This is a genomic window from Pseudomonas kielensis, assembly GCF_030505375.1.
In the GTDB taxonomy this organism is placed as follows: domain Bacteria; phylum Pseudomonadota; class Gammaproteobacteria; order Pseudomonadales; family Pseudomonadaceae; genus Aquipseudomonas; species Aquipseudomonas kielensis.
In genome coordinates this window covers 2,189,713-2,208,551 of sequence record NZ_CP130043.1, presented here as the reverse complement: position 1 = coordinate 2,208,551, position 18,839 = coordinate 2,189,713, and the positions used below count along the sequence as shown (strand labels likewise).

The following is an 18,839-nucleotide window of genomic DNA, read 5'->3' as shown; positions in this document are numbered from 1 at the left end:
CATCTGACTAAATCCTAAGCCTGATACTCGCAGTCCTGTAGAGAGACGACTGGCTTACGGACTTTCCCTCCGAACGAAGCTTTTGCCTCGCCCACCACAATCGTCGATTTTGGAACTCTTCGAGAGGCTCACAAACCTCGATGAGTGCTGCTGCACAGAGGGGTAGTTTGGAGAGTTGTTTCTCGAAACGGGACAGCACGTGAAGCTCTCGGCCAATCCTAGTACGTGAGATCCGGACAGGTTTTCCCGGCAAAGAGCGAAGAGCTCGGGCACATTGCCCGACTTGCTTGGCAAGTCTCACATCGAGAGCGGCGAACATGTCAGCGCTATCCGCTCTGTTTGCATGGTCGGCAGCTCGTTTCGCAATGCATTCCGTCAGCCAAGGCCGATCGCAACGGTACAGCCAAGCGTACCCCCGACAGTCATGTGCCTTCTGCAAGCGATATTCAGCATCAAAGACCATTCGTCTTTCGCGGATCTGGCTGAGAAACCTAGCCTCTTTCCAGGCCTCTGACCCACCTTCCACGCCACGGATGGTCCGGTAGACGTGGACCAGGGAAACCCCTAGTACGGATGCGATCTTTATCGCATCGGCGCCCGCGAGCGCATGTTCCCACACCGATGTCGATATACAGTCCAGCCCCTCGATGGCAAACATCGGTGGCACGCACTTTGGGGGTGGAGTGACAGCCCTTAGAGGAGGCGCTGTCTGTGGCTCACATAATGTCCTTTTACCGAGCACGCTCTCCATATTGACCCTCAGTGCGCAGGCCAACAGGATGTACTTGAGAGGATGGTGGGAGTCTCTTGGCTTGCGCAGTAGCTTAGTGACCCATGTGGCGGGGATACCCTCACGAGTCTCGCTGAGTACCGAATATTCCCAGGCATTCGGAAGTGTTCGGAAAAATACAGCCATATGCTGCGCAAGGCGCCGTAGATGCAAGCGACGGGCCTTGGATGTAAGGTCTTGTTCGGCGGCCCCTTGCAGAAGCGTGGAGCGCACTTTGGAGGTCGACAGAGCACGAACCTCAGATTCGAGCACCAGCAGTGAGCGCAGCGCTATGTCGTGTAGCGTCGGCAGACAGATCGATGGGACATGAAGCGGTATCGAGTGTGCTTGCACACTGTCATCGCCAGGCAGGTTGAGTTGCCGAGAATTGCGACTGAACCAGCGATGATCCACGATGTTGAGCACGGTGCCATGATGGGGGCACACCAGCACGCCAGGGAGCGTGTGAACCCGATGCCAATAGGCGACTCCGACTCGAACCTGATCCTGGGCTACGCATTCTGGGCAAAAACGCGTTCTGGAAGCGAACTCGAGACGACTCGCATTGACTCCCAATTTGAGCATAAGCCCTGTTCCATCGCCCGCCATCAACGCCTGGGCCTGATCCACTTGATCTTGGCTAACAAAGGGGGCGTAGTAGGGCAATAGCGTGTGACGCTTGATAACCTCGGTCACCGACAAGCCCGTACCGCAAGGAAGGGCTTCGATTAAATCGTCCAAGTGACTTGGGAAAGCCACACTCTGCGAAAAAGCCGCTGGTGATCTTACTCCGGCGAAAGCTGCTTTGAAGCTGCGAACACCGCAAAGGCGTGCATAACGAGAAAGCACGCTATGTAGTGTCTCGTCGGGAAATGCCGCAGGGAAGAAATGGAATTTGAGATCCATTCAACCACCTCCGACTCACTTTTTGCGATACGTCGACGAAAACTCAAACAGGTCATTATTCATCCAACCTGCGGCCCTTAACGCTACAAGAGGGGAATCGTGTTCGCTGAGAGTTTGAGCCTCAGATGCCTCTACAGCAACAGCAGCAGGTGCCTTGGGTTTACTCGCGGAGACTGCTGGTGTCGGATTTTTCGGATGCTCACGCGGCACGACACTCCGAAGCAGGGCAAGGCGCTCTGCTCGACCCGGTCCATCGAACGCCATCATGTCGTTCAGTTGATCTTCGATCGGCAGCAGATCGTCGAACTGCCGCATCCGCTTTGGATCTCGACTACGCAGGGCTGACAGCGCAGGCTTCAGGATCTGCATCTTGGAGTTGCTCACCGTTGCAATTATCTCGGCAGTCAAACACTCCGAGCCACTTTGAACTGCATAACGCTGACTCAACACCAACAGCTTGACGAGAAAATCTGTAACGCCTTGGGTGTGCTCATACAACACATCGAAAATCTCGCCAGTCAGTGCAGCCGCCTGCCTGCACCACTGATAACCCCAAAGGTTCTCAACCAGCGTTTTCCATTCATCATCTTCTTTTTCGAATCGTTTGAACTCCAGCATGCCAACACCGCAGCAACGACGGGCGTTGCGCATGACATCCGAAAACAAGCTGATCATCGAGTTTGTACCGATGAAAACGACAGGAATTCCGATGTTGTTAACTAGGTTGAGGAAGAAGTTCAGCATGTTCTCCTTCCCACCAGTCTTAGCCAAGTGGAGGTTCTGAAGCTCGTCGATCAGCAACGCACCAATGAAAAATGTGCTGGCAACCTGCTCCATCTGCTGCAGTGCATCATTGATGTTCCGATGCCTGTGACGCTTGTGATAGTCCTTGTCCCCCAGAGCATTTCCAACGGCATAAAAGAACTGCTGGCAGAATCCCGACAAGGAACCATCTCGGGGGCAGTCGAGCTTGAGCCAAGTGATTTGGGTGTGGACGAATTGCTTACCCTCATAACGCTCATGACGAATCGTTTGTGGATAAAGGCTCAAGATGGCATGCAGGGCTGTCGATTTACCAATGCCGCTTAGACCCACCACGCTGAAGGTCTCGGCGGTCGACTTGAAAGCGTCATGGTAACGCTGAGCTCCCGACAAAGAGTGCAAATGCCTAACGGTATCAGGTGACGTGGGATTACGGCCCACGTACCCCCGGCGGATAAGCAGGGAGAACATGGACTCTAAATCCAAGTGAAGCAAAAAGGGTTGCACCACTGTTCTCAAACGATCTATGCAGTGAATCCGGGTTGCCCCATCTAGGGTTAGCTCTTCGGGATCCACTGGCTGAGGGAAATTCGAGATCAATTCCCCAGCTGCTGTCTCCGAAAGGATCGGAGGCAATGCCTCGATCAGAGGGTTGCCAGCGTATTCAGGGATAGGCTGTTTGGCGTAGCTCGCAAAAATCTGGGCGCCTTTCATTTGGTATGTCCTGGGCGGATTCTCTTGAGCATATCGATAACCTGCGCGCTACGTGGGCCGGCATATGACTCAGGAACTTTGGGAATTGGTCCAACCTCCCGATCAGTTGGCTTTGCCCGCACACCATCAGGAACAGGAGCAGTCTCGCGCTCCATGAATCGCTCCTCAGCCCGATTCTCGCGAATGTTTCCTACGACCTCTGCTTTTGTGGCAGGTGCTGGTTCTTGCTTCTGCTCTGCAAGCGCGTTGTTGATGATCTTACCAACCACGTCGGTGAGCTCCACACGACTTTCCAACTCAGCGCGTCGGTGAGCAGGTGGTTTTTGGCGATAGGCTTCGATCACATCATAGATTTCGTCCGAACGATAACCAGCGTACTTGGCATCCGATCGGCGAAGATCACAACGAATGAACTGCTTATCATCACCCTGTATCCAGATATGAGCCGAGGAGTTCGGGTCGTACCAACACTCTATCGACCAGAACCCACGACTGCGGGCCTTGGCAAACCAGTTTTTCTCCACAGCCATTTCACAGACATAGTGCATGCCACGGAACATCACCCCGCCCTTTTGGACGCTTGCCCTTTCACGAGGCAACAGGTGCAGGTACACCAGCTCGTCTGGCCGATTATTGGGCTCGATTAGTTCGTTTTCAGAGGCCCAGGTCCATATCCCGATAGGAGTAGGCTCAACACCATCATTCATCATCGCCTGGGTGAGCCGATCAGGTTGCCGGTGATGCCGGTTGTAGTGGAGGACACACCTGATGATGATCTGGGTGAACTCCTTCAGATTCAGCGTTGCGTCAAGCCGGTAATCTCGTTCACCTCTCTCTTTCTCGCGTGCAGCTACTCCACCGGGGAGCCACCGGATCCCGGTGAGGTCATTCAAAATGCCGAACCGACTCTCGACCATCGGCTTCCAATCTGGTCGGAAAGGCGGAGCAGTCCCCATCTCAATGCCCAAACCTGACGCAAGCCCTTCTGAAGCCAGCGACAGCATCTCGCCCCTATCGGCGTAGATATGGTGCGGCAAGTGGTGGCAGTCCCAATCCTCAGGGCTGATCTCGACATCATTCTGAGCACAGAACTCGACTTTAGAGGTAAAAGCATTGAACAGCGCCTGTCTGGCACCATTCCAGCTTGGGCCCTCCAGCCCCACATAAAGGCCAACAATCATTCCGGAGAAACTATCGACTACGATGTAAAGTACAGGCCGACCTATCAGCATTCGCCTAGAGTAGCTGTTTACCAAATAAATGTCGGAAATAGTTGCATCGATTTCGAACTGATGACAGGGGCCACGAAGCCAATCGCGAACTGTACCAGCCAGCGGACGGCAATCTTTAAGCCATTTCGTTAAGCCCTTGCGTCCACGCTCAGTCTCTACCTCATCGAAGAACTGCTTACCCCAATAATTGAATTGCCTAAAATTCGGTATTTCCGAACTCGGTAGCAAGCGACGGTTAGTTCCCGGCTTGTTAGAGATATCTTTGACTGAGTAAAATTTATTCAGCATTTCATCATAAGCGCTGACGATAGATGACTTTTTATCCTTTACATACAGAGCGTATCCCAACCGGATACAACGTTTATCAACGGCGTTGATAATCTTAGCGGGCTGAACAAGTACCCCTTGAAACTTCGGTTTCCTTCCCGGCGGCCTACTGGGATCGTAGTTTCGTACGCCCCTCCCCACTGCTGTATAGTTATTCAGCAATGAATTTCGCACCTGACCATAAACCCAATACCGGTAGAGTAGTCGATAGATGGTTTTGCGCTGGATTCCAAGCTCCGAAGCTCTATTTCCCACCAATCGCCCCAGTTCACCACGAACAAATAATTGTCCTGGATAACCAGAGTCGATCAGCGGGGCTATGACTGCCCATTTCTCGTCCCTGGCTTGCTTGGATTTCTCGCCCAGATCGTCCTCAAGCACCATCATAAATTCTGGCGTAGCGATAGTTACCGGCTTCGTATCACCGGAATCCAGCGAGCAGCTAAGATCCTCAAGTCCAATAGCATAGGGCTGCCGAAGGGGTTCTGATAGCTCAATGACAAATACCACATCATGCTTTTCATCGAGGTGTATAGCCCTGACCATGGCAGTGATGACAGAGAGCTCTGTAACCGGTTCAAATACGCCATTAACGAAAACTTTCATGAAGTTTTCTCCTTCAAGAATGCCTGGCCGGTAGTTTGAAACACTTCAAATTCCGGCAGAGCGGCAGTCAATAAGAGAGGGGCGTCCAGCAAATCAACTTTTATCACTTTATTCCAAACAAGATAAAAAAATATCCCTCTGGCGTCGGCGTACGATATAGATAACCGATAAGCAATTTTTCGAAGACACTCAGCCAAAGTCCATGGACAGGCTCTGCTGTTCTCCAAACAATCGATGAAGTCAACGTGCAAGGATGATTTGATTAAGTCTCTAGGTAGCTGCGAGTATTTTCTGAGCATACCAAGATTTTTTATCAAATCTTGAGTAAAAAACTCTTCAGTAACGATGCTCCACTCAACTCCTTGGCTCTGCCAAAAACGCTTTTCAACTTCAAGTTTTTCAAGCGTTCTCTTCGCCCCTTTACCTTCCAAATCCTTTTGATACTTAACCGTTCTAGCAACAGATTTGAAACCTCCATCAGACTCCCGAACGGTCAAGAGAAAGTCTGTCGTCATTACATACGATAATTTGGTACCAGGGTACTTCGGATAACGGACACCTATCGAAGCGGCAATAGTTTGCACATGCTCCAGAGGTAATAATGGATATTGCTCACGGATATCCACGACATCTTCGGAAAATTCGCAAATAAGGTAATAGGATCTCTCAAGATCTGAGAGAAGGTGATGAATCCGATCAACCTTCACCCCTTGGATCTTGTGTGAGCGCCCCCTTGACGGAACATCCTGCACTCGTAGCCAAGGCAAGTAGTCTCGCTCCAGCGCCTGCGCCAAATCCATTTGCAATGTGCCGTTCGATGTCCTGCTGTGATGCAAACCTGCGACCTCGCAACCCCCCGCCTCCTCTGACCGTGCGAACCGCCTCAATTCACACAGGAAATAGTTGTAGGAAAAGATGCTCGATAAAACGACCATCTCGAAGGCAATCCTAGGCTACTACAGCTGAAAATCGAAACGATGAATCCGGACCAAAGGATCGACCCGGATAAGGTAACCCCCGTAAATACGGGGGTTTAGGCCTTGTGTCAATCTATGTTGAATTGTGTCAAACCTTATTGTTCTGTGTCATTCTTTATTGTTCACATCCAGACACCTGTTCCGCTGTGGATAACTTATTCCACAGTCACCGACTTCGCCAGGTTGCGGGGCTGGTCGACGTCAGTGCCCTTGAGCACGGCGACGTAGTACGACAGCAGTTGCAACGGAATGGTGTAGAGGATCGGCGACAGGATGTCGTGGATGTGCGGCATGTTCACCACGTGGGTACCTTCCCCGTTGCTCATGCCGGCTTTCTCGTCAGCAAACACGATCAACTGGCCGCCACGGGCGCGAACTTCCTGCAGGTTGGATTTGAGTTTCTCCAACAGCTCGTTGTTCGGCGCCACGGTGACCACCGGCATGTCGTTGTCGACCAGGGCCAATGGACCGTGCTTGAGCTCGCCCGCCGGGTAGGCTTCGGCGTGGATATAGGAGATTTCCTTGAGTTTGAGTGCCCCTTCCATGGCCACCGGGAACTGTGCGCCACGGCCCAGGAACAGCGTGTGGTGCTTCTCGGCGAACAGTTCAGCGACTTTCTCGACAATACCGTCCATGGCCAGGGCTTCGCCCAGGCGAATTGGCAGGCGACGCAGTTCTTCGACCAGCTCGGCTTCCACGCCTGGGGCGAGGGTGCCGCGGACCTGACCCAGGGACAGGGTCAACAGCAACAGGCCGACCAGTTGGGTCGTGAAGGCTTTGGTCGAGGCCACGCCGATTTCACGACCGGCCTGGGTCAGCAGGGTCAGGTCGGATTCGCGCACCAGCGAGCTGATACCGACGTTGCAGATCGCCAGGCTGGCGAGGAAGCCCAGTTCCTTGGCGTTACGCAGGGCGGCCAGGGTGTCGGCGGTTTCGCCGGACTGGGAGATGGTCACGAACAGGGAGTCGGGTTGCACCACCACTTTACGGTAGCGGAACTCGCTGGCGACTTCGACCTGGCACGGGATGCCGGCCAGCTCTTCGAGCCAGTAGCGGGCAACCATGCCGGCGTGATAGCTGGTGCCGCAGGCGACGATCTGCACGTTACGCACTTTGGCGAACAGCTCGGCGGCTTGCGGGCCGAAGGCCTGGACCAGCACCTGATCCTGGCTCAGGCGCCCTTCCAGGGTGCGCTGGACCACGGACGGCTGCTCGTGGATTTCCTTGAGCATGTAATGGCGGTACTCGCCCTTCTCGGCCGATTCGGCGTTGTCGCGGTACTGCACCGACTCACGTTCCACGGCCTGGCCGTCGACATCCCAGATCTGCACGCGGTCACGCTGGATCTCGGCGATGTCGCCTTCTTCCAGGTACATGAAGCGGTCGGTGACCTGACGCAGTGCCAGTTGGTCGGAGGCAAGGAAGTTCTCGCCCAGGCCCAGGCCGATCACCAGTGGGCTGCCACTGCGGGCGGCCACCAGGCGATCCGGTTGCTGGGCGCTGATCACGGCCAGGCCATAGGCACCGTGCAGTTCCTTGACCGTGGCCTTGAGCGCGGCGGTCAGGTCAGGCTGGTCCTTGAGCTTGTGGTTGAGCAGGTGAGCGATGACTTCGGTATCGGTGTCCGAGGTGAACACATAACCCAGGGCCTTGAGTTGTTCGCGCAGGGCTTCGTGGTTCTCGATGATGCCGTTGTGCACCACCGCCAGGTCGCCGGAGAAATGCGGGTGGGCGTTACGTTCGCACGGGGCGCCGTGCGTTGCCCAGCGGGTGTGGGCGATACCCAGGCGGCCGACCAGCGGCGTGGTTTCCAGGGCCTGCTCCAGTTCGCTGACCTTGCCCGGACGACGCATGCGCTCCAGCGTATTGTCGTTAGTGAAGACTGCCACACCGGCGCTGTCATAGCCGCGGTATTCGAGGCGCTTGAGGCCTTCGAGCAAAATGGCGGTGATATTACGTTCCGCGACTGCGCCAACAATTCCACACATGTTATTTCTCCTGGCTGACTGCCGCGCAAATCAAGTGTATGCCGCGGGCCTGAATCTGATCGCGCGCTTCGATGGGCAGGCGGTCATCGGTAATAAGGGTATGGACACTGCTCCATGGCAGCTCCAGGTTGGGAATCTTGCGTCCGATCTTGTCGGATTCGACCATCACAATCACTTCGCGGGCCACATCGGCCATGACCCGGCTGAGGCCGAGCAGCTCATTGAAGGTAGTGGTACCGCGCACCAGGTCGATGCCGTCGGCACCGATGAACAACTGGTCGAAATCGTAGGAGCGCAGGACCTGCTCGGCCACCTGCCCCTGGAAGGACTCGGAATGGGGGTCCCAGGTTCCGCCAGTCATCAACAGCACCGGTTCATGCTCCAGTTCGCTCAAGGCGTTGGCCACATGCAGAGAGTTGGTCATGACCACCAGGCCGGGCTGCAGGCCCAGCTGGGGAATCATCGCTGCCGTGGTGCTGCCGCTGTCGATGATGATGCGCGCATGCTCGCGAATCCGCTGTACGGCGGCACGAGCGATGGCCTGTTTGTAATGAGAGACCGGCTGGCCGGGGTCGGTGACCAATTCCTGAGGCATGGTGATTGCGCCGCCATACCGCCGGAGCAACAGGCCATGACTTTCCAGCGCGGCCAGATCCTTGCGAATCGTCACTTCCGAGGTTTCGAAGCGTTTGGCCAACTCATCCACACTGACTTCACCCTGCTCGGTGAGCAAGGCAAGGATGTTGTGTCGGCGTAGGGGCGTGTTGCGTTTCGACATGAGCTGATAAGTTTCGTTTCGAAAGATAACGAAAGCAATAAAAACCTATCAGCGAAACTTCGTCAAGCGCGGAGAATAAAAATCTTCGCGGGCAAGTCTTGCTCCTACCGGGAGGAGGCTTGCCCGCGAAGGCGATAGATCATCAGCCTGTGGATAAATCAGGCCTTCTTGATCTTCTCCGGGCGTTTCCAACCATCGATATTTTTCTGCCTGGCCCTGGCCACGGCCAGTTGGGACTTATCCACATTGGTGGTGATAGTTGACCCGGCTGCAGTGGTTGCACCGGCAGAGATATCCACAGGCGCAACCAGGGAGTTGTTGGAGCCAATGAACACGTCTTCGCCCAAAACGGTTTTCCATTTGTTGGCGCCGTCGTAGTTGCAGGTGATGGTGCCTGCGCCGATGTTGCTGCGCGCACCGATTTCAGCGTCACCCAGGTAGGTCAGGTGGCCGGCCTTGGCGCCTTCCCCGAGGCGGGCGTTTTTCAGTTCGACAAAGTTACCCACATGGGCCCGCGCTTCCAGGACCGTGCCCGGACGCAGGCGGGCGAATGGGCCGGCATCGCTGCCTTCACCCAGAATCGCGCCGTCGATGTGGCTATTGGCTTTGACCACTACGCCTTTGCGCAGGGTGCTGTCCTTGATCACGCAGTTCGGGCCGATCTCCACGTTATCTTCGATGACAACGCGGCCCTCGAGAATCACGTTGATGTCGATCAGCACATCCCGACCGACGGTCACTTCGCCGCGCACATCAAACCGCGCCGGATCGCGCAATGTCACACCCTGGGCCATCAATCGGCGACCCGCACGCAACTGGTAGTGACGCTCGAGTTCGGCCAGTTGCTTGCGGTCGTTGGCGCCCTGCACCTCCATGGCGTCATGGGGTTGTTCGGTAGCCACCACGAGGCCATCGCTGACGGCCATGGCAATTACGTCAGTCAGGTAGTACTCGCCCTGGGCGTTGTTGTTGGACAACCGGCTCATCCAGTCACCCAGGCGCTCAACAGGCACCGCGAGAATCCCGGTGTTGCCTTCGGTGATGGCCCGCTCGGCCTCGTTGGCGTCTTTTTGCTCGACGATGGCGGTGACCTTGCCCGCTGCGTCACGCACGATCCGGCCATAGCCGGTCGGATCATCCAGCTCGACCGTCAACAGACCCAACTGCTGCGGGGCGACGTGGGTGAGCAGGCGTTGCAGGGTTTCGACTTCGATCAGCGGCACGTCGCCGTAGAGAATCAATACGGTGTCGGCTGTGATGAACGGAACGGCCTGGGCTACAGCATGACCAGTACCCAGTTGCTGGTCCTGCAGGACGAAGTTTAGATCGTCCGCCGCCAGGCGCTCACGCACAGCGTCGGCACCATGGCCGATCACCACATGAATGCGCTGTGGCTGAAGCTGCCGGGCGCTGTGGATAACATGGCCAAGCATCGAGTTGCCCGCCACCGGATGAAGCACTTTTGGCAAGGCCGAACGCATGCGGGTGCCTTGACCGGCGGCGAGGATAACGATTTCTAGTGACATGACTGGCTACCAATCCTGGGTGGTCAGCGGCTGCGACCAAGAGGTGAATTGCAAAAAAAGAAAAAGGGTAGCCGAGGCTACCCTTTTTAATCAATCACACAACAAGCGGGAGGCGATTAGCCGCCGAACTTCTTGCGGATCTGCTGGACGGTGCGCAGCTGAGCTGCAGCCTCGGCCAGTCGTGCGGAAGCAGAGCCGTAATCGAACTCAGCGCCGCGTTCATGCAGGGCCTTCTCGGCAGCCTTGACGGCTTCCTGAGCGGAGGCTTCATCCAGGTCGGCAGCACGTTGCACGGTATCGGCAAGTACCTTGACCATGTTCGGCTGAACCTCGAGGAAACCACCGGAGATGTAGAACACCTCAGGCTCCCCGCCTTGCTTGATCAGGCGGATCGGACCCGGTTTCAGATTAGTGATCAGCGGCGCGTGACCCAGGGCGATACCAAGATCACCCAGTGCACCGTGCGCAATCACCATCTCGACCAGGCCGGAAAAGATTTCTCCTTCCGCGCTGACGATGTCGCAATGGACTGTCATAGCCATCTGATTGCCTCAACCTAAATTAGCGCCCGTCGCCGGGCGCCTGGATTACAGTTTCTTGGCTTTCTCGATCGCTTCTTCGATGCCGCCAACCATGTAGAACGCTTGTTCTGGCAGGTGGTCGTAGTCACCGTTGAGGATGCCTTTGAAGCCAGCAATGGTGTCTTTCAGGGAAACGTATTTACCCGAAGCACCGGTGAAGACTTCAGCCACGAAGAACGGCTGCGACAAGAAACGCTGGATCTTACGAGCACGGTTTACCAACTGCTTGTCGGCTTCCGACAGCTCGTCCATACCCAGGATCGCAATGATGTCCTTCAGTTCTTTGTAACGCTGCAGAACATACTGTACGCCGCGAGCGGTGTCGTAGTGGTCCTGACCGATCACGTTCGGGTCCAGCTGACGCGAAGTCGAGTCCAGTGGGTCAACCGCTGGGTAGATACCCAGGGAAGCGATGTCACGGGACAGAACGACGGTGGCGTCCAAGTGGGCGAAGGTGGTCGCTGGCGACGGGTCAGTCAAGTCATCCGCAGGTACGTATACCGCTTGGATCGAGGTGATCGAACCGTTTTTGGTCGAAGTGATGCGCTCTTGCAGAGTACCCATCTCTTCAGCCAGGGTCGGCTGGTAACCTACTGCCGAAGGCATACGGCCCAGCAGTGCGGATACTTCAGTACCGGCCAGGGTGTAACGATAGATGTTGTCGACGAACAGCAGAACGTCGTTACCTTCGTCACGGAACTTCTCGGCCATGGTCAGGCCAGTCAGTGCTACGCGCAGACGGTTACCCGGCGGCTCGTTCATCTGACCGTAAACCAGTGCCACTTTGTCCAGAACGTTGGAGTCCTTCATCTCGTGGTAGAAGTCGTTACCCTCACGAGTACGCTCACCCACACCGGCGAACACGGAATAACCGCTGTGCTCGATGGCGATGTTACGGATCAGTTCCATCATGTTTACGGTTTTGCCTACACCGGCACCACCGAACAGACCAACTTTACCGCCCTTGGCGAACGGGCAAACCAGGTCGATAACCTTGATGCCGGTTTCCAGCAGGTCGTTGCCGCCCGCTTGTTCCGCGAAGGTTGGCGCAGGACGGTGAATGCCCCAGCGCTCTTCGGTGGCGATTGGACCGGCTTCGTCGATCGGGTTGCCCAGAACGTCCATGATCCGGCCCAGGGTCGCTTTACCGACTGGTACGGAAATGGCTGCGCCGGAGTCGATGACGTCCAGACCACGCTTCAAGCCCTCGGTGGAGCCCATCGCAATGGTACGAACCACGCCGTCGCCCAGCTGTTGCTGAACTTCCAGAGTGGTTGCGGCCGCGCTTTGAACTGTCAGCGCGTTGTAGATGCTCGGTACGCTGTCGCGTGGAAATTCCACGTCGATAACGGCGCCGATGATTTGAACGATACGTCCGCTACTCATAGCTGGATCCTCTGAATATTTGAACCGTTAAACCGCGGCAGCGCCGCCGACGATTTCCGAGATCTCTTGGGTGATCGCAGCCTGACGCGCCTTGTTGTAGATCAGCTGCAAATCGCTGATCAAGTCACCGGCGTTGTCGGTAGCGTTCTTCATTGCGATCATCCGCGCCGCTTGTTCAGCTGCGTTGTTCTCGACCACCGCCTGGTAGACCTGCGACTCCACGTAACGGACCATCAAGCCGTCCAGCAGCTCCTTGGCATCCGGTTCGTAGAGATAGTCCCAGTGGTGCTTGAGTCCTTGATCCGGGGTTGCCACCAGCGGAATCAACTGCTCCACGGTAGGCTGTTGCGTCATGGTGTTGATGAACTTGTTGGAAACCACGCTCAGGCGGTCGATACGGCCGTCCAGGTAGGCATCCAGCATCACCTTGACGCTGCCGATCAGATCATTGATCGATGGCTCTTCACCCAGGTGGCTGATAGCTGCTACGACGTTACCGCCGAAGTTGCGGAAGAAAGCCGCACCCTTGCTACCAACAACACACAGATCGATCTCGACGCCATTTTCGCGGTTTACCGCCATGTCCTTGACCAGGGCCTTGAACAGGTTGGTGTTCAAGCCACCACACAGACCACGGTCACTGCTCACTACGACGTAACCGACGCGCTTGATTTCACGGTCGATCATGAAGGGGTGGCGATATTCCGGGTTGGCGTTGGCCAGATGACCAATAACCTGGCGGATGCGCTCCGCGTAAGGACGGCTAGCAGCCATGCGCATTTGTGCCTTGCGCATTTTGCTGACCGCCACTTTTTCCATGGCGCTGGTAATCTTTTGCGTGCTTTTGATGCTCGCAATCTTACTGCGAATCTCTTTTGCGCCTGCCATGTAACACCTATCAGGTTAGCAAGCGGGAGCCTTGCGGCTCCCGCTGCGGCTTACCAGGTTTGGGTGGCCTTGAACTTCTCGATACCGGCTTTCATGCCAGCGTCGATTTCGTCATTGAAGTCACCCTTCACGTTGATCTTCGCCATCAAATCGGCGTGATCGCGGTTGAAGAAAGCAATCAGCGCTTGTTCGAAGCTGCCGATCTTGGCGATTTCAACGTCAGTCAGGAACCCACGCTCAGCGGCATACAGCGACAGCGCCATGTCAGCGATCGACATTGGTGCGTATTGCTTCTGCTTCATCAGCTCGGTAACGCGCTGACCATGCTCAAGTTGCTTACGGGTCGCTTCGTCCAGGTCAGAAGCGAACTGGGCGAATGCCGCCAGTTCACGGTACTGAGCCAGAGCGGTACGGATACCACCGGACAGCTTCTTGATGATCTTGGTCTGAGCGGCACCACCCACACGGGATACCGAAACACCGGCGTTCACAGCAGGACGGATCCCGGAGTTGAACATGGCCGATTCCAGGAAGATCTGACCGTCGGTGATGGAAATCACGTTGGTCGGAACGAACGCGGAAACGTCGCCAGCCTGGGTTTCGATGATCGGCAGTGCGGTCAGGGAACCGGTTTTGCCGGTCACTGCGCCGTTGGTGAACTTCTCTACGTATTCTTCCGAAACGCGGGATGCGCGCTCCAGCAGACGGGAGTGGAGATAGAACACGTCGCCTGGGTAAGCTTCACGGCCTGGTGGACGGCGCAGCAGCAGGGAAATCTGGCGGTAAGCCACTGCTTGCTTGGACAGATCGTCATAAACGATCAGCGCGTCTTCACCGCGGTCGCGGAAGAATTCACCCATGGTGCAACCGGAGTACGGTGCCAGGAACTGCAGTGCTGCAGATTCCGAGGCGCTCGCAGCCACGACGATGGTGTTAGCCAGTGCGCCGTTTTCTTCCAGCTTGCGAACCACGTTGGCGATGGTCGATTGTTTCTGACCGATCGCGACGTATACGCAGAAGATGCCGCTGTCTTTCTGGTTGATGATCGCGTCGATCGCCAGAGCGGTTTTACCGATCTGACGGTCACCGATGATCAGCTCACGCTGGCCACGGCCGACTGGGATCATGGCATCGACAGCCTTGTAGCCAGTCTGTACAGGCTGGTCTACCGACTTACGCCAGATCACGCCTGGAGCAACTTTCTCGACCGCATCGGTCTCGGTGTTGTTCAGCGGACCTTTGCCGTCAACTGGGTTACCCAGTGCGTCGACTACGCGACCCAGCAGTTCCTTACCAACCGGAACTTCGAGGATGCGGCCGGTGCACTTGGCGCTCATGCCTTCAGCCAGGGACTGGTATGCGCCCAATACAACGGCACCTACGGAGTCCTGCTCCAGGTTGAGAGCCATACCGAAGACGCCGCCCGGAAACTCGATCATCTCGCCGTACATTACGTCGGCCAGACCGTGAATCCGCACGATACCGTCAGATACGCTGACGACAGTGCCTTCGTTACGGGCTTGGGAGGTCACATCGAGCTTTTCGATGCGGCCCTTGATAATTTCACTTATTTCGGAAGGATTGAGTTGCTGCATTGCTCTGCTGCCCCTTCAAACTCAAGATTTCAATGCTTCGGCAAGATTCGCGAGTTTTCCGCGAATCGAGCCATCGATTACCAGGTCGCCGGCGCGAATGATGACACCACCAATCAGGGCGGCATCCTCCGCAACTTGCAGGCGCACTTCCCGGTTGAGTCGTGCACTGAGAACCTTGGCGAGTTTGTCTTGCTGTTCTTGGTTCAATGCAAAAGCACTGGTGACTTCTACATCTACCGACTTCTCCTGTTCAGCCTTGTACAGGTCGAACAGAGCGGCGATCTCCGGCAACAGCGGGAGACGGTCGTTTTCGGCAACGATGTTGATGAAGTTCTGTGCCTTGGCATCAAACTTGTCGCCGCACACGTCAATAAACGTGGCGGCCTTGTCTGCGCTCGTCAGTCGCGGGGCCTTGAGCACGCGCTGCATGGTGTCGTCTTGCGACACTGCTGCAGCCAGGCCGAGCATGGCTGACCAAGAGGCCAGTTGCTGGTGGGCCTGGGCGTGCTCGAAGGCTGCCTTAGCGTAAGGTCGGGCCAACGTGGTCAATTCTGCCATGATCGCCCTCGCTTAAATTTCAGCAGCCAGTTTGTTTACCAGCTCCGCGTGCGCGTTTTGATCGATTGTGGCACCCAGGATCTTCTCGGCGCCGCCAACGGCCAGTGCACCCAGTTGGGTACGCAGCGCGTCTTTGACACTGTTGATTTCCTGCTCGATCTCGGCCTGAGCCTGAACCTTTACGCGTTCAGCGTCGATACGGGCTTTTTCAACAGCCTCTTCAACGATCTGATTGCCGCGCTTCTTGGCTTGCTCAATGATTTCGGCTGCCTGAGTTTTTGCTTCGCGCAGTTGTTGACCCGCTTTATCTTGGGCCAACTCCAGGTCGCGAGCTGCTCGGGCGGCAGCGTCCAGTCCATCCGCGATCTTCTTCTGACGTTCGTGCAAAGCCGCAATGACCGGAGGCCACACGAACTTCATGCAAAAAAGTACAAAAATTAAGAACGCAACGGACTGGCCAATCAGGGTTGCATTAATGTTCACGCCAACACCTCGCTCGTTCGTTGCACATCACACCAATCACTCGAAGGTTCGAGTGATTAGCCAGCGAGTTGACCAACGAATGGGTTCGCGAAAGTGAAGAACAGAGCGATACCAACACCGATCATGGTTACGGCGTCGAGCAGACCGGCAACGATGAACATTTTAACTTGCAGCATTGGAACCATTTCTGGCTGACGCGCTGCGCCTTCCAGAAACTTGCCGCCCAACAGGCCGAAACCAATTGCGGTACCCAGTGCGCCCAGGCCGATCAACAGTGCAACAGCGATAGCGGTTAGACCAACTACAGTTTCCATCTTTCCTCCCGACTTTTACGTCGTATGGTTTAGGTTTTTTAGATTAAAGCGGTAAAACAAATCGTTTCATCGTGCCCGTGATGGGCCCCCTCCCGCCGAGACGAGAGGGACATCAGACTAGCCTAAGCCGGTCTTAATGGTTCTCTTCGTGCGCCATCGACAGGTAGACGATGGTCAGCATCATGAAGATAAACGCCTGCAGGGTGATGATCAGGATGTGGAACACAGCCCACGCCCACTGCAGAACTACGCCCAGGCCGCTAAGCCAGAGCAGACCACTGCCGAACATCACAGCGATCAGAATGAACACCAGTTCGCCGGCATACATGTTGCCGAACAGACGCAGGGCCAGCGAGATTGGCTTGGCAATCAGCGTCACGAACTCCAGCAGGAAGTTCACCGGGATCAGCAGGGCTTGAACGAAGACGTTCTTGCTGCCGAACGGGTGCAGGGTCAGTTCGCCGATGAAGCCGCCGATGCCCTTGACCTTGATGCTGTAGAAAATGATCAACGCGAACACCGACAGGGCCATGCCCAGGGTAGCGTTCGGGTCAGTGGTCGATACGGCACGGAACGGAATGTGCGGATCGCCAGAGATCATCATGGCCAGCTGAGGAATCCAGTCAACCGGGATCAGGTCGACGGCGTTCATCAGGAAGACCCAGACGAAGATGGTCAGTGCCAGCGGTGCAATCACCGGGCTACGGCCATGGAAGCTGTCTTTCACGCTGCCATCGACGAATTCGACCAATACTTCAACGAAGTTCTGCAAAGCACCTGGTTGACCGGAGGTCGCTTTCTTCGCCGCCATGCGGAAAAGAAGTACGAAAATCAGACCCAATGCGACCGACCAGCCGAGAGTATCGACGTGGAAAGCCCAGAAGCCCATTTCTTTGGCTTCTGCTGCGGTGTGGGCAAAGCCCCAGCCGCCGGTAGGGTGCTGACCGAAGGTCAGGTTCTGCAAGTGGTGCTGGATATAGCCCGAAGCGGTTGTTTCTGCCATGGTTGCCTCAAACGCCCTAAGGTCTCGAAAGTCTTGTTCTCATCAGCAGGGGAGCGAACCAGCTGACCAGTTGGGTCAACACAAAGACGCCGAAGACTGCTAACGGCGCCAGTGGCTTCACACCTGCGAACGTCAATGCAAAAAGCACTGCCGTCAAAATCAGTTTGCCCGCCTCACCGGCATAAAAAGACCGGACGATGGCTTGAGCTGCCCGGGCCCCGGAAAACCGAAATGCCCTGTGAGCGAAATAAACATTGGGAAGCAAGGCTATCAGGCCTCCGCAAAGTCCTGAGTACCCGGCTACGACTCCATGCCATTGCCAAAGCGCCAAAGCGGCCAGCAGCAAAACGACAAATTGAGCCAGTAACACCGGAAAAACCGCCAGGCGATGGAACGGCAAGCGGTTTGGCGTGCGGCTTTCCATCGATCTTGCTCCTCAAAGGTCGGCTGCCAGAATTCAATAACTTGGCATAATTTGTGCCGACAAAATGCGCGCAGAGTATAGGGGCGGTTCAGCCCCTATTCAACTGTCAGGTAGTGATTTCCGACTGCACGCTACATGAGGAAATGTTTCAGCGGATGTGTGCAAGGACACCTTGAAGCTCATCCAATGAGTTGTAGCCGATCACCAACTGACCCTTTCCCTTCTTCCCGTGGCGGATCTGCACCGCAGAGCCCAGGCGCTCTGCCAGACGCTGTTCGAGGCGGGCGATATCCGGGTCGGCCTTGACCGGTTCGCTGACCTCAGGCTTGCCGCTGAGCCACTGGCGAACCAGGGCTTCTGTCTGGCGCACGGTGAGGCCACGTGCGACAACGTGTCGCGCCCCTTCAACCTGTTGATTTTCCGGTAAACCGAGCAAAGCACGGGCATGACCCATTTCCAGGTCGCCGTGGGACAACATGGTCTTGATGACTTCCGGCAAGGCAATCAGGCGCATCAAGTTGGCGACGGTCACCCGGGACTTGCCCACGGCTTCGGCCACTTGCTGCTGAGTCAGCTGGAATTCCTGCTGCAAGCGCTGCAGGGCCACGGCTTCCTCGATTGGATTGAGGTCCTCGCGCTGGATGTTCTCGATCAGGGCCATGGCGATAGCGGTTTCATCCGACACGTCGCGCACCATCGCCGGGATGGTTTCCTGCCCGGCTTGCTGGCTGGCGCGCCAGCGGCGCTCACCGGCAATGATCTCGAAGCGCCCGGCGCCGATTGGGCGAACCACGATCGGCTGCATCACGCCCTGGCTCTTGATCGACTGCGCCAGCTCTTCCAGCGCCTGGGGATCCATGTCGCGGCGTGGCTGGTACTTGCCGCGCTGGAGCAAGTCCAGGGGCAAGTGCTGCAGCTCGCGCAGGTCAGCCTGCACGGCCTGTTCTTCCAGCGCGCTGACAGTCGGACCACTCAGCAGTGCATCCAGTCCACGTCCGAGACCTCGTTTCTTGACGGCCATG

The 18,839-nt window shown here is 56.1% G+C and carries 17 protein-coding genes; all 17 read right to left on the bottom strand.

Going from position 1 to position 18,839, the window contains the following annotated elements; all coding sequences use genetic code 11:
• Positions 1-7 precede the first annotated feature (7 nt).
• Positions 8-1,675: a TnsD family Tn7-like transposition protein gene (locus Q1W70_RS10180; protein ID WP_166588878.1), complete on the bottom strand. Its 1,668-nt coding sequence runs from the start codon at positions 1,673-1,675 to the stop codon at positions 8-10.
• Between the two features lie 15 nt (positions 1,676-1,690).
• A complete protein-coding gene (locus Q1W70_RS10175; RefSeq protein WP_166588879.1) occupies positions 1,691-3,151 on the bottom strand; it encodes an ATP-binding protein in 1,461 nt (486 codons plus the stop codon).
• Positions 3,148-5,316 carry a TnsB C-terminal domain-containing protein gene (locus Q1W70_RS10170; protein ID WP_166588880.1) on the bottom strand — a complete coding sequence of 723 codons (2,169 nt, stop codon included), beginning with the start codon at positions 5,314-5,316 and terminating at the stop codon, positions 3,148-3,150. Before Q1W70_RS10170 ends, Q1W70_RS10175 begins: the two co-directional genes overlap by 4 nt.
• A complete protein-coding gene (locus Q1W70_RS10165; RefSeq protein ID WP_302098800.1) occupies positions 5,313-6,116 on the bottom strand; it encodes a TnsA endonuclease N-terminal domain-containing protein in 804 nt (267 codons plus the stop codon). Before Q1W70_RS10165 ends, Q1W70_RS10170 begins: the two co-directional genes overlap by 4 nt.
• A gap of 332 nt (positions 6,117-6,448) precedes the next feature.
• A complete protein-coding gene (glmS, locus tag Q1W70_RS10160) occupies positions 6,449-8,281 on the bottom strand; it encodes a glutamine--fructose-6-phosphate transaminase (isomerizing) (RefSeq protein ID WP_166588882.1) in 1,833 nt (610 codons plus the stop codon).
• Position 8,282: 1 nt separating this feature from the next.
• The gene (locus tag Q1W70_RS10155; protein ID WP_166588883.1) at positions 8,283-9,059 is read right to left on the bottom strand and encodes a DeoR/GlpR family DNA-binding transcription regulator; all 777 of its coding nucleotides are present in this window, start codon (positions 9,057-9,059) and stop codon (positions 8,283-8,285) included.
• Positions 9,060-9,217: 158 nt separating this feature from the next.
• Positions 9,218-10,585, bottom strand: coding sequence for a bifunctional UDP-N-acetylglucosamine diphosphorylase/glucosamine-1-phosphate N-acetyltransferase GlmU (glmU, locus tag Q1W70_RS10150; RefSeq protein ID WP_166588884.1), 1,368 nt, complete (start codon positions 10,583-10,585; stop codon positions 9,218-9,220).
• Positions 10,586-10,701: 116 nt separating this feature from the next.
• On the bottom strand, positions 10,702-11,127 hold the full coding sequence (locus Q1W70_RS10145; protein ID WP_166588885.1) for a F0F1 ATP synthase subunit epsilon: 426 nt from the start codon (positions 11,125-11,127) through the stop codon (positions 10,702-10,704).
• 45 nt (positions 11,128-11,172) lie between these two features.
• Positions 11,173-12,552: a F0F1 ATP synthase subunit beta gene (gene atpD, locus Q1W70_RS10140; protein ID WP_166588886.1), complete on the bottom strand. Its 1,380-nt coding sequence runs from the start codon at positions 12,550-12,552 to the stop codon at positions 11,173-11,175.
• Between the two features lie 27 nt (positions 12,553-12,579).
• Positions 12,580-13,440 (bottom strand): F0F1 ATP synthase subunit gamma, encoded by an 861-nt coding sequence (gene atpG, locus Q1W70_RS10135; RefSeq protein ID WP_042556891.1) that lies wholly within the window; start codon positions 13,438-13,440, stop codon positions 12,580-12,582.
• A gap of 50 nt (positions 13,441-13,490) precedes the next feature.
• A complete protein-coding gene (atpA, locus tag Q1W70_RS10130; RefSeq protein ID WP_095165063.1) occupies positions 13,491-15,035 on the bottom strand; it encodes a F0F1 ATP synthase subunit alpha in 1,545 nt (514 codons plus the stop codon).
• Between the two features lie 21 nt (positions 15,036-15,056).
• Entirely contained in the window at positions 15,057-15,593 is a 537-nt protein-coding gene (locus Q1W70_RS10125; RefSeq protein WP_095165064.1) for a F0F1 ATP synthase subunit delta, read from the bottom strand.
• Between the two features lie 12 nt (positions 15,594-15,605).
• Entirely contained in the window at positions 15,606-16,076 is a 471-nt protein-coding gene (locus tag Q1W70_RS10120; protein WP_095146191.1) for a F0F1 ATP synthase subunit B, read from the bottom strand.
• Between the two features lie 56 nt (positions 16,077-16,132).
• Complete coding sequence (gene atpE / locus Q1W70_RS10115) at positions 16,133-16,390, bottom strand: F0F1 ATP synthase subunit C (RefSeq protein ID WP_002555987.1); 258 nt, start codon at positions 16,388-16,390, stop codon at positions 16,133-16,135.
• Positions 16,391-16,523: 133 nt separating this feature from the next.
• Positions 16,524-17,393: a F0F1 ATP synthase subunit A gene (gene atpB / locus Q1W70_RS10110; protein WP_095165065.1), complete on the bottom strand. Its 870-nt coding sequence runs from the start codon at positions 17,391-17,393 to the stop codon at positions 16,524-16,526.
• Positions 17,394-17,409: 16 nt separating this feature from the next.
• On the bottom strand, positions 17,410-17,817 hold the full coding sequence (locus Q1W70_RS10105; protein ID WP_095165066.1) for a F0F1 ATP synthase subunit I: 408 nt from the start codon (positions 17,815-17,817) through the stop codon (positions 17,410-17,412).
• Positions 17,818-17,965: 148 nt separating this feature from the next.
• Positions 17,966-18,838, bottom strand: a complete 873-nt coding sequence (locus Q1W70_RS10100) for a ParB/RepB/Spo0J family partition protein (RefSeq protein WP_166588887.1) — start codon at positions 18,836-18,838, stop codon at positions 17,966-17,968.
• Position 18,839: the final 1 nt, after the last annotated feature.